8 protein-coding genes are annotated in these 15446 nt (G+C 59.1%); 5 read left to right on the top strand and 3 right to left on the bottom strand.

The annotated features are described in order from the left end of the window. Positions 1-12: 12 nt before the first annotated feature. The 3 genes from ispE to LRR79_RS15280 form a co-directional block, all read right to left on the bottom strand. Positions 13-855 (bottom strand): 4-(cytidine 5'-diphospho)-2-C-methyl-D-erythritol kinase, encoded by an 843-nt coding sequence (ispE, locus tag LRR79_RS15290; protein WP_231758036.1) that lies wholly within the window; start codon positions 853-855, stop codon positions 13-15. 139 nt (positions 856-994) lie between these two features. After that, positions 995-1666, bottom strand: a complete 672-nt coding sequence (gene lolB / locus LRR79_RS15285) for a lipoprotein insertase outer membrane protein LolB (protein WP_231758035.1) — start codon at positions 1664-1666, stop codon at positions 995-997. After that, entirely contained in the window at positions 1650-3539 is a 1890-nt protein-coding gene (locus tag LRR79_RS15280) for a tetratricopeptide repeat protein (protein ID WP_231758034.1), read from the bottom strand. Before LRR79_RS15280 ends, lolB begins: the two co-directional genes overlap by 17 nt. Before the next feature lie 421 nt (positions 3540-3960). Between LRR79_RS15280 and hemA the strand changes: the two genes are divergently transcribed. The 5 genes from hemA (at position 3961) to LRR79_RS15255 (ending at position 15226) form a co-directional block, all read left to right on the top strand. Then, entirely contained in the window at positions 3961-5265 is a 1305-nt protein-coding gene (gene hemA, locus LRR79_RS15275; protein WP_231758033.1) for a glutamyl-tRNA reductase, read from the top strand. Continuing rightward, on the top strand, positions 5265-6350 hold the full coding sequence (prfA, locus tag LRR79_RS15270; protein ID WP_231758032.1) for a peptide chain release factor 1: 1086 nt from the start codon (positions 5265-5267) through the stop codon (positions 6348-6350). Before hemA ends, prfA begins: the two co-directional genes overlap by 1 nt. A gap of 5 nt (positions 6351-6355) precedes the next feature. Continuing rightward, entirely contained in the window at positions 6356-7180 is an 825-nt protein-coding gene (gene prmC, locus LRR79_RS15265) for a peptide chain release factor N(5)-glutamine methyltransferase (protein WP_231758031.1), read from the top strand. A 310-nt stretch (positions 7181-7490) separates the two neighbouring features. Continuing rightward, positions 7491-10772, top strand: a complete 3282-nt coding sequence (locus tag LRR79_RS15260; protein ID WP_231758030.1) for a TonB-dependent receptor — start codon at positions 7491-7493, stop codon at positions 10770-10772. 71 nt (positions 10773-10843) lie between these two features. Then, positions 10844-15226 carry a P-loop NTPase family protein gene (locus tag LRR79_RS15255; RefSeq protein ID WP_231758029.1) on the top strand — a complete coding sequence of 1461 codons (4383 nt, stop codon included), beginning with the start codon at positions 10844-10846 and terminating at the stop codon, positions 15224-15226. Positions 15227-15446: the final 220 nt, after the last annotated feature.

The following is a 15446-nucleotide window of genomic DNA, read 5'->3' as shown; positions in this document are numbered from 1 at the left end:
CAGATAGTCAATCTAGACCGTTGCTGCAAATTTCGCGAGTTGCCGGTGAGCGAGTGATTCATCCACTCCTTTGGCAACAAAACCTTTCCACCCTTCAGGCCGTGCATTAAATACTGCCTGCGCCGCGCTTTCTGATTCGAATCCGGCGAATACACAAGCGCCGGTCCCTGTCAGAAATGCCTTGGCATGTTGCGCAAGCCACTCTCTGGCCTGCCGCACCTCGGGGTAGAGGTCTTCTACTAATGGCTGAAAATCGTTACCGGCATAGGTATCGAGCCAGTGTGTGTTCAGCCGCCTGTCGCGAAGGGCCGCTAATGTAATTGCGGCGGAATCTCTTGTCAAACGCGGATCGGAAAAAAGCGTTACCGTGCTTACATGGCACGCGGGTGTCAGCACCAGATACCAGCGGGGCTCTATGGATACAGTGGTCAATTGTTCGCCGACGCCTTCGGCAAATGCCGAGCGGCCGCGCACAAACACCGGAACGTCCGCACCCAGTTGGCGGCCCAGTTCAGCCAGTGCATTCAGGTCATATCCGCACTGCCACAGATGATTCAACCCCAACAGGGTGGTCGCTGCGTCGCTGCTGCCGCCGCCGATTCCGCCGCCGGCGGGCAGGCGTTTTTCAACGGAAATATGCGCCCCAAGAGCCGTATTACCGCTGGCCTGTCGAAGGAGGGCGGCCGCCCGATACACCAGGTTCTGTTCAGGCGATACGTCGACCCCGGGGCAGTGGAGGTGGATCCGATGGTCATCGCTGGCGCGAAAAACCAGGCTGTCACCAAAATCCAGCAATTGGAAAACCGTTTGCAATTCGTGATAGCCATCGGCGCGGCGTCCGAGGATACGCAGCATCAGATTGAGTTTGGCTGGGGCGGTAAGGGTGAGCGTCTGGGTGGCCATTTAAGAGGATTCATAAAAAACGGGCGGCCAGTTTAGCAGCCGCCCGTTCATTTGTGAGTCTTGTCGCGCAGGGCGATGTGCTCAAGGTGCGTTATCGCGGGCTCCACTCCTTGATCACCAGGGTGACGCTGACCGGGCCCGCGGCATTAGTGGTGGATGCCTTGATTTTGCCGGGCAATTTATAGGGGCCAACAGACTGGTAGCCCGTAAATTCCAGGGCCCACCCCGACTGTTGCAGGCTCTGCATCAACCCCTGGGCGTTCTTGCGCTGGCCGCTCACCGCGCCGGGGGCTGCCAGGCCGCGCACCCAGTAAAACATTTCGGAGACTGGCAGCGGCCATCCCATGATCTGCTCTGTTAACTGCGCGGGGTCTGAGGCGAAAACCGCCGGGTCGTTGCCCCGCTGCAGGCTGACGCCGCCCGGGGAGCCGCTGATTGATGTTGCGCCGGCGCCGAGGGGACCGCTCAAGTGAATGCGGTAATTGGCCCTGTCAGCCTGCTGCCAGACCAGGTTGGCACTGCCACTTTCTTTCGGCGAACGCACGCCCATTTTGCCTTTGGCTTCCCAGCGCTGCAGCGCCGCAGCGGAAGACGGCTGATGAGCGGCCGGTTCGCTCGGTTGCTGAGGCTGTGGTTTTTGCGCGCTGCACGCAGCAAGTGTCAGCAGCAATACTGCACCGACAAATTTCAGGGCGCGATGTGCGCCCTGTGGCTGATGGGTTGAACGATATAAAGGAGTGAGAACGTCAGCTTTCCGTAACATGCTGTTCCAGTCTTTGTTGGTCCTGCAGCCGCTGCATGGCTTCTGGGATAAGTTTACTTTCCGGGTGTTTCTGCAATCCCTGCTCCCATACCTGCATCGCCTGCTGGCGATCGCCCTGTGCCCAAAGCGCTTCACCCAGATGCGCAGCGATTTCTGGATCCTGTAACAGGCTCAGGGCTTTCTGCAGGTATTGCACCGCTTCGGAGTGATTACCCAGGCGATGGTGCGCCCAGCCCATGCTATCGATGATCGCGGGATCATCGGGGCTGATCTCCAGGGCTCTGGTGATTAATTCCAGCGCTTCTTCCAGGCGGTCGTCGTAAGAGAGCAGTTTGTAACCCAACGTATTCAGGAGATTCGCATTATCCGGGTCACGAGACAACAGCTTGCGTAAACCCTGTTCAAATTTTGCCAAATCTCCCAGTTGTTCACTGGTCATCGCGTGTGCATAAATCAGGCGGTTGCTGTCCTCGTTTTCTGCAATGGCATTGCCCAGAAGTGTCTGTGCCTCCGGCAGGTATCCGTGTTTGGTCAGCAGTTCGGTCTCCAGCAGATAGAACTGTTCCACCTGTGTTGGGTGGCGTTGTCGCAGTTCTGCAAACCACTGGTTTACCGCTTCGGTTTGCCCCTGTGCAGCGAGCAGGCTGGTGCCGCGGGTGATTGCCTGCACATAGTCGCTGCCCGGTCGCACCATACGGTAATGGGTGACAGCCTGCTGCGGGTCAGCAGACTGCTCCGCGATTCCGGCCAGATAAAAGTGTGCGGCGGATTCGTGCTCTTCCTGAGCCAGTAAGGTTTCCAGCAGAGGCTTTGCGTCGTCGAACTGTTTTGTTTCGTAATGGATCAGAGCCAGGGACAGAATCAGATTGCTGTCATTGGGGCGCTGCTTTACCAGTTCTGCGAACTGCGCTTCAGCCAGCTCGAGGTCCTGGCGTATCAGCAATCGCGCATACTGCAGTCGCAGACGGCTCTCTTTGGGATACAGCTCCACCAGGTTTTCCAGCAGGCGTTGCGCTTCCCGTTCACGCCCCATATCGATCAGTGCGTGGGATTCCAGTAGCGGGGCGTCCAGGTTGGCCGGGTCGCGTTCCTGTACCTGGCGGGTTACCTGAAGTGCTTCTTCCGAGCGGTTATTGGCACGTAGCACCATGGCAAGGGCCAGGGAAACTTCAGAATTGCCTGGATACTTTTGCGAAAGGCGCTGGAATTCCGGCAGCACTTTTGCTGCCAGCTCTTCGTTGTCAACGGCAGTGGCGGCAACGGACTGGAGTGGCGCATCACCACCCAGTTCGAGCGCGCGTTCCGCGTGGTGCAGTGCTTCATCCAGTTTGCCGGCGAGCGTCAGCTCCGCTGTGGCGGCCAGCTGGGCTTCGGCACTTTCCGGTTCGAGTTCGACCCAGAGCACCGCCGAGCGCAGAGCGGCGCGGCGAGCATTCAGGTAGCGGGCTATGCGGGTGGCCCGTGCGGCAACCCCGGCATCTTTGGTGCGCTCGGCCTGAAAGTAATAGTTGGCAAGTGCCAGGTCGTATTGCTCTCTGTTGCCCGCCACTTCCGCAACCAGAAGGGTGTAAAAGGTCTCGATGGGGAATGGCTTGGATTTGTTGTCGGCCACCGCTTCTTCGGCCTTCGGTGATGTTTCACTGGCAGTGTCTTGTGCCCTGGGCCCTGCAGGATTGCCTTCTTCTGCTGATTTGGCTGGCGCTGGAGCGGGTGCGGTCGAGGCTTCAGCCTCCCAGGCGGACTGCCAGTCCGCCTGGCCTGATTCGCTCGACTGGTGTGGCTGCTGGCTACAGGCGCACAATATGGCGATGGACGCCGCGGTGGCCGCGAAGCGCAGCGGGCGGTGGTGCCGCGTGGGACCGCCCGTTTCCATGGCTGTACTCAACCGTGAGCGTGAGTGATTCCGGGCATATAAGAAGGGAAAGAAAAGCTGCATAGAAACGTGTCCGTACGTTCGCGTCTCCTGTGAACTCCAGTGGGCCGGGGTGTGTCCCGGGCGCGCTGGAAGCGATGCCAATCCGGCAGAGGAGACGCCTTTTGGCGTATTTTTCCGGGTTATCGCCGTATAATTCTAGTTCTGAATTTGCCCACCTGTTGCCCCAGGGCCAGATTCAGCGGCAAAGTCAGCATCTATTTATACCGGGTAGAGCCAGATCGGACTGAGAGGTTCTAACTGAGAGGTGCTATCAGGCACATAGCCGTAATCCACTTGCACCAGCCGCAATGGGCCCGGACAATGTGCGGCCTTTTTGTGCCAGGTGCGTCGCAGTATCTGGAAGAGATGACGAGAACTTATGCCAATCCTTGCTCTGGGAATCAATCACGATAGCGCACCGGTGGCGGTGCGTGAGCGGGTGGCTTTCGCCCCGGAAGTGATGCCCAGCGCCCTCGCCGAGGCGCGGATTGCCCTCGAGTGCCCGGAATTGGCCATCCTCTCCACCTGTAACCGCACCGAAATCTACGGCGAAGCGACTGCGGAGTCCGTCCTCGCCTGGATCGCCGAGTACCACAGCGTGCCCCTGGACGAGCTGACCAGCTGTCACTACCAGTTCACCGACGAGTCCGCAGTGCGCCATATGATGCGCGTGGCCTGTGGGCTTGACTCGCTGGTGCTCGGCGAGCCTCAGATTCTCGGGCAGATGAAATCGGCTTATGCCGTAGCGCGGGAGTCTGGCAGTGTCGGTTCTACCCTGCACAATGTATTCCAGCAGGTCTTTTCGGTGGCGAAAAAGGTGCGCACCGAGACCGCGATTGGCGAGAACCCCGTATCTGTGGCCTTCGCCGCAGTCTCCCTGGCATCGCGCATTTTTACCGATCTGCGGGAGCAGACCGCACTGTTGATTGGCGCCGGGGAAACCATTGAGCTGGTGGCCCGGCATTTACTCGACAAGGGCGTGAAGCAGCTGATCGTCGCCAACCGCACCCTCAACCGCGCCCAGGCACTGGCGGAGGACTTCGGCGCCGAGGCAATCCTGCTGGCGGATATCCCCGAATACCTGCCCCGTGCGGATATCGTCATCAGTTCCACCGCCAGCCAGTTGCCGATACTCGGCAAGGGCGCGGTGGAGACCGCCCTCAAGCAGCGCCGCCATCGCCCCATGTTTATGGTGGATATCGCGGTGCCCCGTGATATTGAGCCGCAGGTGGGCAAGCTGGATGACATTTACCTCTATACCGTGGATGACCTGCGCGGTGTGATCGACGAAGGCAAGCGGCTGCGGGAACAGGCCGCCGAGGCCGCGGACGAAATTGTAAATGTGGCTGCTTCTGCCTTTATGCGCGAGCACCGCAGCCTGCGTGCGGTGGACTCCATTCGCAGTTACCGCCGCCAGGCGCAGGGGATCAGCAAGGATGAACTGGAAAAGGCGCTGATCCAGCTGCGCACCGGCGGTGACCCGGAACAGCTTCTCGAGCAGCTGGCCCGGTCCCTGACCAACAAGTTGATTCATGCGCCCACCGTGGCCCTGCGCCAGGCGACCGCCGACGGCGACCTGGATCGCCTGCGGCTGGTGCGGGAAATTATTGGCCTGGCTGACGAAGACCGCAGCCAGCCTACCGACCACTCGGCCCCCGGGCCGGAGAAGAAGAAACTCAAGTAATGAAAGCTTCTGTACAACAGAAACTCGATAACCTGGTAGAGCGCCACGAAGAAGTGTCCGCCCTGCTGGGGGATGCGGAAATCATCAGCGATCAGGACAAATTCCGCGACCTTTCCCGGGAATACTCCGAGCTGGAAGAAGTGGTCAGCTGCTACAGCCGCTACAAAACCTTGCAGGACGATATGGCCGCGGCCCGCGAAATGCTCGAAGAGAGCGATGCGGACATGCGCGAAATGGCCCAGGAAGAATTGCGTGAAGCGGAAGCGCAACTGGAACCGTTGGAAAAAGAACTGCAAACCCTGTTGCTGCCCCGCGACCCCAACGATCGCAAAAACGTCTACCTGGAAATTCGCGCCGGCACCGGCGGCGACGAAGCGGCGATCTTCTCCGGTGACCTGTTCCGCATGTATTCCCGCTACGCGGAAAAGCAGGGCTGGCGGGTTGAGGTGATCAGTGAAAACCCCGGCGAGCACGGTGGCTATAAAGAAATCATCACCCGGGTTGCCGGCGAAGACGTCTACGCAAAACTCAAATTCGAATCCGGCGCGCACCGGGTGCAACGGGTGCCGGAAACCGAATCCCAGGGGCGTATTCACACCTCGGCCTGCACCGTGGCGGTCATGCCGGAACCGGACGAGCGCGACGCGATCGAGATCAACAAGGCCGACCTGCGTGTGGACACCTATCGTGCCTCCGGTGCCGGTGGTCAGCACGTCAACAAAACCGACTCCGCCGTGCGCCTTACCCATATCCCCACCGGTATTGTGGTGGAGTGTCAGGACGAGCGCTCACAGCACAAGAACCGGGCCAAAGCCATGGCATTGCTGCAGGCTAAACTGAACAGCGCACAGGAATCCGCCGCGGCACAGGAGATTTCCGACGCGCGCAGAAACCTGGTGGGCAGTGGCGACCGCTCTGAGCGTATCCGCACCTACAACTTTCCCCAGGGGCGGGTCACCGATCACCGCATCAGCCTGACCTTGTACAAGCTGGATGAAGTGATGCAGGGTGCCGTGGATGAAGTGATCGGCCCACTGCGCACCGAATATCAGGCCGACCAGCTGGCGGCGCTTGGGCAGAGCTGATTCCCATGGCCACGGTGAAGGAAAACCTGCAGCGCGCAGCAGAGCTGGCAGAGAGCGATAGCCCGCGTCTGGATCTGGAAGTGCTGCTCTGTCATCTGCTGGGCAAGTCCCGCGCCTGGCTCTACACCTGGCCCGAACACCAACTGGATCCGGAACAGCAGTCGCGCTTCGACGCGTTGGTAAAACGGCGTATCGCCGGCGAGCCGGTGGCCCACCTCACCGGCAGTCGCGAATTCTGGTCTCTCCCCCTCAAGGTCAATCGCTCCACCCTGATTCCACGCCCGGATACCGAGGTGCTGGTGGAGGTGGTACTGGAGCGCTGCCCACAGACCGAGGCAAACGTTCTCGACCTGGGCACCGGTACCGGTGCCATCGCCCTCGCACTGGCCAGCGAGAAAAAGCGCTGGGCAATTACCGCCGTTGATACCATGCCCGCAGCCGTCGCCCTTGCGGAAGAGAACCGCCAGCGGCTTGGTTTCTCCAATGTGCAAGTCCTGCAGAGCGACTGGTTTTCCGCACTGGCCCAACAGCAGTTCGATGTGATCGTCAGCAACCCGCCCTATATCGATACGCAGGATCCCCACCTGCGCGAGGGCGATGTGCGTTTTGAACCGCTATCCGCTCTGGTGGCCGACGATCACGGGCTGTCGGATATCCGGAAAATCGCCAATGATGCCCGCCGTCACCTCGCACCGGGCGGTCTGCTCGCCGTGGAGCACGGGTGGGAGCAGGGCACAGCGGTGCGTCAGATTTTCGCTGCCGCGGGTTACACGGAAGTGGAAACCCGTGTGGACTACGCCGGTCGAGACCGGATTACCCTGGCGAGGTAAGCTTCCCACTTTCCTCCGGTCCCCCGCCAGCCCTTCCTCCCCCTTGCACACCCTTTCCCGGCCCTCCATGCACAACCCTTTGTGACACCTCCGCCAAAAAACCTTCACGAAAGTTTCATTCAATTTTTGTCGCCTGCGTCTCGTTTTTCCGTCGTTGTATACATCGGGCTTGGAAAAATCCGGGGATCTCTGTGGTTGTGTGAATCCTGAACCGGGCCCGGCGTTCGCGGGGGGGATGCCGCCGCACAGGATGGTTCTTATTACTTTTATTTTCTTTTCTTTAGCTTTAAGAGCGGGGGACAACATGGGATTGAGTGCTTCAAAGCGGCTGCTGTGCAGCGCGATTGGCATGGTGGTGGCCAGCCAGGGACAGGCGGCGGCCATCAAGCTGGATGCGTTTGTTGACGGTGAGCCGGCGGCGGTGACCGAAGTACTGCTGGATGGCAAGGCCATCGGCAGCAGTGCGGCGGGGGAAAGTTTCTGGTATGACGACCTGCCCGGTGGCGGCCATCAATTGCAGCTGCGCATCGGCGAGCGCTTGATCCCTTACGAATTCACCATCGGTGCCGACGAGGCCGCAGTGATTATCGTCAACAGTGACTCCGCCAGCGACCGCGCCATCAAATCGTTGCAGCGCCTTGCACTGTCCGCGTTTGATTCCGCCAGTGCGGACGGCGAAGGGCTTGCCGGAAGCGGTGGCGAAAGCCTGCTGCCAGGCCTGATTCAGGGCAAGGTGGTGAGTGCCGGTGAAAACCTGCCGCTGCGCAATGTCGCTGTCACGGTGGTGGGCAGCAATCAAAGTACGGTTACCGATCGCTTCGGCGCCTTCGAGCTGGAGCTGCCCCAGGGCGTCTACCAGCTGGAACTGCAGCACCCGGAGTACCAGGCCAGCCGCCTGCGCGACCAGCGTGTGCTGTCCAAAATGAACCTGGCGGTAGATGTGCAGCTCGCGCCGAAAGATGCATTTGCCGATGGCGACGCACCGGTGGTGGAAGAAGTGCAGGTGCTCGGCCGCTACCTGCCGGGCAACCCGATCGAGATCGAGCGCATCTCCTCCTCGGTGGTAGACAGTATCGACTTCACCCAGATCGCCCGCTTCGACGATTCCATGGTAAGCAGCGCGCTCAAGCGCGTGGTGGGTGTGTCCATGGAAGACGACCGCTTTGCCATCGTGCGCGGTATGAAAGGCCGCTACCAGTCCACCGACCTGAACGGTGCCACCCTGCCGAGTACCGACCCGGCGCGCCGCGATCTGCCGTTCGACATTTTCCCCGCCGGCATCATGCAGGGCCTCAGCCTGCAGAAGAGCGCCACCGCGGATGTCCCCCTCGGCGCAACCGCCGGCCATATCAGCATGCGCACCCGGCATATTCCCGACGAGGGCTTTTTTAAAATCTCCTCCTCCGTCAGCCACGGCGATATGCACGGTGACGACCTGCTGATGTCCAGCACCCAGGGCAACCGGGACTGGCTGGGCATGGACGATGGCAACCGCGATCTGCCGGATATCCTCAAGCCCTCGGTGGATCAGTACGTGAATATCAAAAACGGTGTCGACGCCGGCTTCGATGCCGCCTTCTTTAAAGCCATGGGCGAGTCCATTCCCCACAATGCCATCGTCTACGGCGAGGCGCAGGCGGATACCAGCCTCAGCTTCAACGGCGGCAACAGCTGGGAGCTGGGTGAGCAGCGTCTGGGTGTGATCGGCGCGGTGCGCTACGCCAACAAGTGGAGCAGCAACACCAAGGAAAACACCCGCTTTAGGGGAACCCAGAACGACGCAAACAAGATCTTTCTCGACAGCGAAGCGGAAACCCTCGACACCAACAATGTGATCGACCTCAGCGCCATGGTGAACCTGCAGTGGGATATCGCCGACAATCACCAGCTGGGCCTCAACAATATCGCCCTGCGCCACACCACTAATTCCAGCGAGCTGGAAACGAAATACGAGATTTACGATGCGACAGGAGAAATCACCGAACGCCTGCGCAACGGTGAAGACAGCGGTGCGAAAAGTTCTCCGGATGCACATATTTTCTGGCGTCAACGGGTCGACTGGGTCGAGGAACAGCTGGTCAGTCATCAGTTGTGGGGCTCCCACAGTCTGGATATCTCCGCCGACAGCGGCTGGTCCCTCTATCTGGGGGACCTCGGCGTAAAGTGGCAGGCCATGACCGCCAACACCGACTACGACCGACCCAACGCCACTCAGTACACCTATGAAGGCGGACTCATCCAGCCATTTCAACTCAGCGATGAGCCGACCGCCCACTACAACCTCTGGGAAACCATGCGGGAGGACAACGAAGGCTACCGCCTGGATCTGGAGTTGCCCATCGACGAGATCAGTGGCGTCTCCCTGTTGTTGAAGGCCGGTGCGGAGTCGCTACAGCGGGACCGGGAGGGCGATGTCACCAACTACAACTGGCGTCTCCAGGGAAGCGGTTACACCGTGGGTGACGGCGGTATCCCCGATCCACGTAAGCACTTTGTGTCCGAAAACATCCTTGGCACCATTGGTTCGAGTGGCACGCTGCTCTCCATCGGCATCGTCAGCATTCCGCCGGAAAACGATGTGGGCTGGGAAGGAGACGACTACCTCAGCGAGCTCAGCACCACCGCGGAATACGCACTGGTGGAGGCCAATATCCGCGAGAAACTCAAGGTCAACCTGGGGGCACGCAGAGAGACCTTCACTCTGGAAGGGGAGGTATACGCCTACACCCCGGAGCCACTCCGCAATGTGATGGACAAGGAGCGCACCAACCCGTCCCTCGGCCTTACCTGGATGTTCAACGACGCCTGGCAGCTGCGCGCCGCCTGGTCGGAAACCGTCAACTGGCCGGAAGTGTTCGAGATTTTCCCGCGCAAGTTTAACGACATCGAAACCCTGGAGGTCTACACCGGCAACCCGGACCTGAAACCGGCGGATATCGAAAACCTCGACCTGCGTCTGGAGTGGTATCCGTCGGATACCGAGTCCATCACCCTCGCCCTGTTCCAGAAAGATCTCACCAACGCCATCGAAAACCGCTTCGACAAAACTGGCAATGTGTACGACTACTACACCTTCGACAATGCCGAGCAGGCGGAAGTGGAAGGGGTGGAGCTGGACTTGCGCAAGGAATTTGTGCTCGGCCCCAACCGCGGCCACGAACTGTTTGTGCAATTCAATTACACCCATATTGAGTCCTCGGTGGATGTCACCGAGGGTTCTGGAGTTGGTGTGCGCGAAGTCACCCGCCCGCTACAGGGCCAGCCGGACTATATCGCCAACCTGCAACTGGGTTACGACCACGTCGACAGCGGCCAGGAAGTGACCCTGGTGTTTAACCAGACTGGGGAGGAACTGGCCATTACCAACGGTGCGACGGCGAACTCCGCTCTTTTGGGTGACGTGTACCGGCAGTCCTACAGTGACCTGCGGCTGATCTACAAGAAAAATTTTATGAATGGCCTCTCGCTTGCCGCCTCGGCAGACAACCTGCTGGATGAAGAGCGCAACCTGGAATATGTGAAGTTCAACGTGCCCTACCTGAGCTACCAATCCGGGCGCCGCTTCAAGCTCTCCGCCAGTTACGAATTCTGAGCCGGAAAATTCATAGGCCAGTGTTAAAAGATCAAATGTATTTTCAAGACCAGATATAAATGGGTGAATCCATGTTTACAGTAAAACCAAAATTCCCGTCGTTGTGCCGCGGGCTGGCGCTGGCCACCAGCGCCCTGCTGCTCGCCGCCTGTGAGGGGGACATATCAGACGATATCGCGCAGGAGGATTCCCTGGAGATCCGCCTGAAGCAGTGTGAGGTGGCTGTCGGTGGTGTAGTGGGAACCCCCACAGACCCGGTAGTGATCGACGGCGTGGAAACCCAGGCCTGCGTGCTCAACACGGATGCCGGCCAGCAGGGAGATGTCCGCCTCAAGAGCAGCCACAATTTCGAGCCGCTGGTGTGGGTGCTGGACGGCGTCTATGAAATCGGCGAGAGCAAGAGCTACGCAACTCTGGCGGAACTGCAGGCAGATACGCTCCACGGTGTTGGTGGCTTCGCGTCAAAAGTGTATGCCAAGCCCGGCACCGTGGTGGTGGTGCACCGCAACGGCAGCTTCGCACCGGATATTGAATCTATCGACGACGATAATATCGGCGGCGGCGAGTGGGGCGGTGTGGTGGTAAACGGCATCGGCTACCACCCGGACTGCGGCACTACCGGCGGTGCGGACAATTTCTGCAATGTGCAGGGTGAGTGGGGTTACTACGGTGGCCTGTCGCAGCAGGAAACCCGTGAAAACACCATACTGTTTGGCGGCGGACGCAACGGCTTTACGGGTTACGCCGCAGAAGCCGGCGGTGAGCTGGATGGCGGTGGTCGGCTCTCCGCGGCCATCACCATCAATGCGCCGCACATGGGCCAGAGTTATGTTCCCCACGGCGTTTTTTACAGTGCGACCAATGGCCTGGAACTAAATGGCGGCGCGCTGAGCATTTTCGATCTCAAAGCCCTGGGCAACCAGGGGCATGCGCTGTACTGGCGCAGCGGTTTTGGCGGCAAGGTGGCGAACAGTATCATTCACCACCGGTCCGATCTCGCCGCCATCAAAGGCGAGAGCAGTGGCAGCGGTGACCATGGCGTATCCATCGATGGCCTGACGCTGGTGGATCAATCCCTCAACGCCGGCGCCGCACTGGCGCTCGCCGGCGGCGGCAATATCGGCATTGCCAATATGGTGGTGCAGGGCTTTGGCTCCTGCCTGAATATTGCCGACGGCAACACCAGTGTGGCGATTTCCAATAGCGCTTTTTATTGCAGTGAAACCACCGCAGCGGCGGACGACGGCAGCGACTACGCCGCCCAGGCACTGGCCAACGCGGAAAATTTCTACACCTTGAATCCGGATCTCACCAACCGGCTGGAAATTGACAACACCGAGATCTCCGGTATCAACGCGGCCCTACTGAGCGGCAGTACCCTAGTCTACGGCTACGAGCTGGGTCTGGTTTACGCGCCCTGTTACGGTGCCGGCGCATTGCTGGAGGAAACCGTCAGTATCGGCACCAGTAATTACCGCGTATGCGAACTGACCGGTGAGATTGCCGATAACCTCTATTTCGACAACGATATCAACGGCGAACTGGTGTTGTGGCGCCTGAGCGGAAACGTCACCCTGGGCACAGGCTTCAGCGGACTGGATGCCGCACAACAACAGGCATTACTAGCCAGGCCGCAAAAAGTCATTCTGGATCACACCTCCGTCGTCCAGGTGGCTACCGGTGCAACGCTGACGGTAAACCCCGGCGTGGCGCTGACCATCACTGGCACCGCGGCAGACCCGGTCGAGCTGCAGGCGCTGGATGCACAGGCGGGCTGGGGCGGTATCACCATCAACGGCCTGGCAGACAGCTGCAGTAGCGCCGAGCTTTGCGCACTGGCGCAGCAGCAGTTTGTGGAAATCGACTACCTGCGTGTGCTGAATGCGGGCAATGGCCAGCCGGCACTGACCCTGAATGAAGTCAGCGCTGCGGGTCAGATCAACTACCTGGACATTGCCGATTCTGCCAGCACAGGCCTGTCACTGAATGGCGGTGCGGTAAATATCGACAACCTGCTGGTCTCCGATGTGGTGGGCAACCAGGTGCAATGGGCCACCGGCTACCGCGGCAGCCTGCAGTACGCCATTCTGCAATCCGGAGCCGAAAGCGTCGGCCACGCCCTGCACGGCCGCAATAACGCCGACGATCACGATGCCGCACCGCGCTCGCGCCCGGTGATGGCGAATATCACCGTAAAAGGCGCAGAACAGGCGGATACCGCCATACTGCTGGAACAGGGCTCCGGCCTGCTGCTGTACAACTCGGTCGTAGCGGACTTCAACACCTGCCTGGATATCGACGACCCGGCCACCGCCAGCCTGCAGACCAGTGACCCGGCTGAAATCTTTTTCGACAATGTAGTGCTGGATTGCGAAGCCACTATTGCAGAAGAAGACGAAGAGGCGGGAATGGACTACGCCGCCAGCACCCAGGGGCTGAGCGGCGTGTATCAGGTGTCTGCAGTGCTGGACAGCAACTTCGTCCCGAGTGGCAGCGATATTCCCGGCATCGAATCCAGTATCGACTTTACCCTCGCTGGCGCGGTTGCGAACTATCTGAACGCGAACGTGAACTTCATGGGCTCCGTACGCGATTCCATCGACGACTGGTATCTGGGCTGGAGCGATTCCGTCGGCGTGCTGCTGGCGGCGGAGTGCGACTTCAAAGCCGTGCTGGAAGATGACTATGAATACCTTGGGGACGAAATTGCTATCCGTGACGAAACCGGCACGACCTGGGGATTCTATACTCCGCGGTACAAGGTCTGCGGGCTGCGCGGCACTATTACCGAGGATTTCCTGCTGAATGCTTATACCGGTGCCGACAGGCTGGCCGTGGAGAATGGCGGGCAGGTTGTGGATATGGTCAAGCACACCGTATTTGTCGATGGCGAATTGGTAGAGCGCGAATTTTCCGTGGCCTACGATCCACTGCCCACCCTGTGGCTGATCAATGGCCTGGTGCGCATCGGCGAGGGCCACCTGGAGCTCACCGATCCGGCGCAGGTGGAAGCCATGAAGGCGGACCCGGTAACCCTGGGTATTGAGGCCTCTGCGACTGTGATGGTGTCTGCCGGCGGTGGCCTGCATATTACCCGCGGCGGCGCGCTCGAGATTGTGGGTGCAGAGAGCTTTGTCGAAGGGGATACGGATGCGGCGGGGCCGGTAAACCTGATCGGCGTGATTGATCAGTTGTACTTGCAGCATGACTTGGAAACGGGGCAGCCGGCGGATGTCGATATCCTTGCCTGGGATGGCTTGATCGTCGACGGTTTCGGTCGCAACAACCAGTGCCCCGATGCCGCCACAGCCGAGCCCGGCACCCGCGTGTGCAATATTCAGGGCGAGTACGGCTACCACGGCGGTTACGACAACAGCCATAAAAATCTGCGGATCGAGAACCTGCATATGCTCGGCGGTCGTATCCAGTTGAACAGCGTGGGCCGCGGCGAGATCCACAACCTGTATCACGATGGCGACTGGGAATTTCTCGCCGCAAAAAACTACGGTGCACCGGTCATTGATATCGACGGCGGCGCGGTCAATCTGCGCAACCTGTATATCGACGATCCTGAACCCGCCTGGAGCAGTCATATCCGCTGGAACCACGGTTACCAGGGCACCATGCAGGACCTGTGGCTGGACTGGCGCACGGAGCAGGACGATGACGACGATATTCCGGAGTACGAGGCACTGGTGCAGGGCAGTGATGGAAGTACCTGGTTCTACCCCGTGATTCAGGGGCTAAATGGTGCGCCCGGGCACGAAAACGACCTGCCGCGCTCCATGCCCACCATCGCCAATATGACTTTAAATGTATCCGAGTGGGATCCGCAGGATTTTGATGACGCCTACGGGGCCGCTATCGAGCTGGCCAGCGGTTCCGGTGCCTTTCTGTACAACAGTGTGATTGGTAGCAATTACGACGATTTCACCATTGAGGATCGCACCCCGAATCCCTACGAGCCCGGTTACGGGGAAGTGGTGGATTACTGTTTCAAAACCGACGACAGTACCCGGGCACTGGTGGGCAAAGAGATCGCGTTCAACCAGTTGGCGCTTGGCTGCAGTGTCTTGTCCAATAACACCACATTTGCCAGCGCGGTCCGGCAAAGCTTTGTTACCCGCGAGATCGTTAATATGTCGGGCAACGCCAGTAATTCGGCGACTATCCCCAGTCCGACACAGGCAACTGCGGATATATATGAGCTGGACTGGGTGGTTTCTGGATATTACGGTGAAAGTCGATTCGATTCTTCTGAGGCCACGATTTTCAGCGACTGGGGCAGCGACTACCCCGCGGCCGATGTGATCAATTTGGGGCAGGCGCCACTGGACTATTCCTCCTCGCTGACCGTGGATAAAGAATTTATCGCCGATAGCAATTATTTCGGTGTGGCGGATTACTTTATCCCGATCAATGTTGGTGAAACCATCGCGGATGATAGATTGTAGACTTTATAGCGCTCTAGAAGGCCGGATTTGATCCGGCCTTTTTTTTGGGTGTTTTTTGTGAGGGAGTTGTAGAGGATTTATACGAGAATTTTTAATTATCTTCTCTTCGCTATGTAATTTTTTTTAATTAAAAAATTAATGTCGCATTTGCGTATTTTATTCGTCTATAGGCAGTTTTTAATAATTTAAAAAACAAGAGTCGTCGGTGGTTAGTGGAATT

Source organism: Microbulbifer elongatus (genome assembly GCF_021165935.1).
Taxonomy (GTDB): Bacteria; Pseudomonadota; Gammaproteobacteria; order Pseudomonadales; family Cellvibrionaceae; genus Microbulbifer; species Microbulbifer elongatus.
The sequence above is the reverse complement of the archived record's forward strand: the minus strand, read 5'-3'. Positions and strand labels throughout refer to the sequence as shown.

Bases quoted from the DNA above. Each gene is read 5' to 3' on its own strand.
- ispE (WP_231758036.1), bottom strand. From the start codon at position 855: ATGCTGCGTATCCTCGGACGCCGCGCCGATGGCTATCACGAATTGCAA.
- lolB (WP_231758035.1), bottom strand. From the start codon at position 1,666: ATGTTACGGAAAGCTGACGTTCTCACTCCTTTATATCGTTCAACCCAT.
- LRR79_RS15280 (WP_231758034.1), bottom strand. From the start codon at position 3,539: ATGGAAACGGGCGGTCCCACGCGGCACCACCGCCCGCTGCGCTTCGCG.
- hemA (WP_231758033.1), top strand. From the start codon at position 3,961: ATGCCAATCCTTGCTCTGGGAATCAATCACGATAGCGCACCGGTGGCG.
- prfA (WP_231758032.1), top strand. From the start codon at position 5,265: ATGAAAGCTTCTGTACAACAGAAACTCGATAACCTGGTAGAGCGCCAC.
- prmC (WP_231758031.1), top strand. From the start codon at position 6,356: ATGGCCACGGTGAAGGAAAACCTGCAGCGCGCAGCAGAGCTGGCAGAG.
- LRR79_RS15255 (WP_231758029.1), top strand. From the start codon at position 10,844: ATGTTTACAGTAAAACCAAAATTCCCGTCGTTGTGCCGCGGGCTGGCG.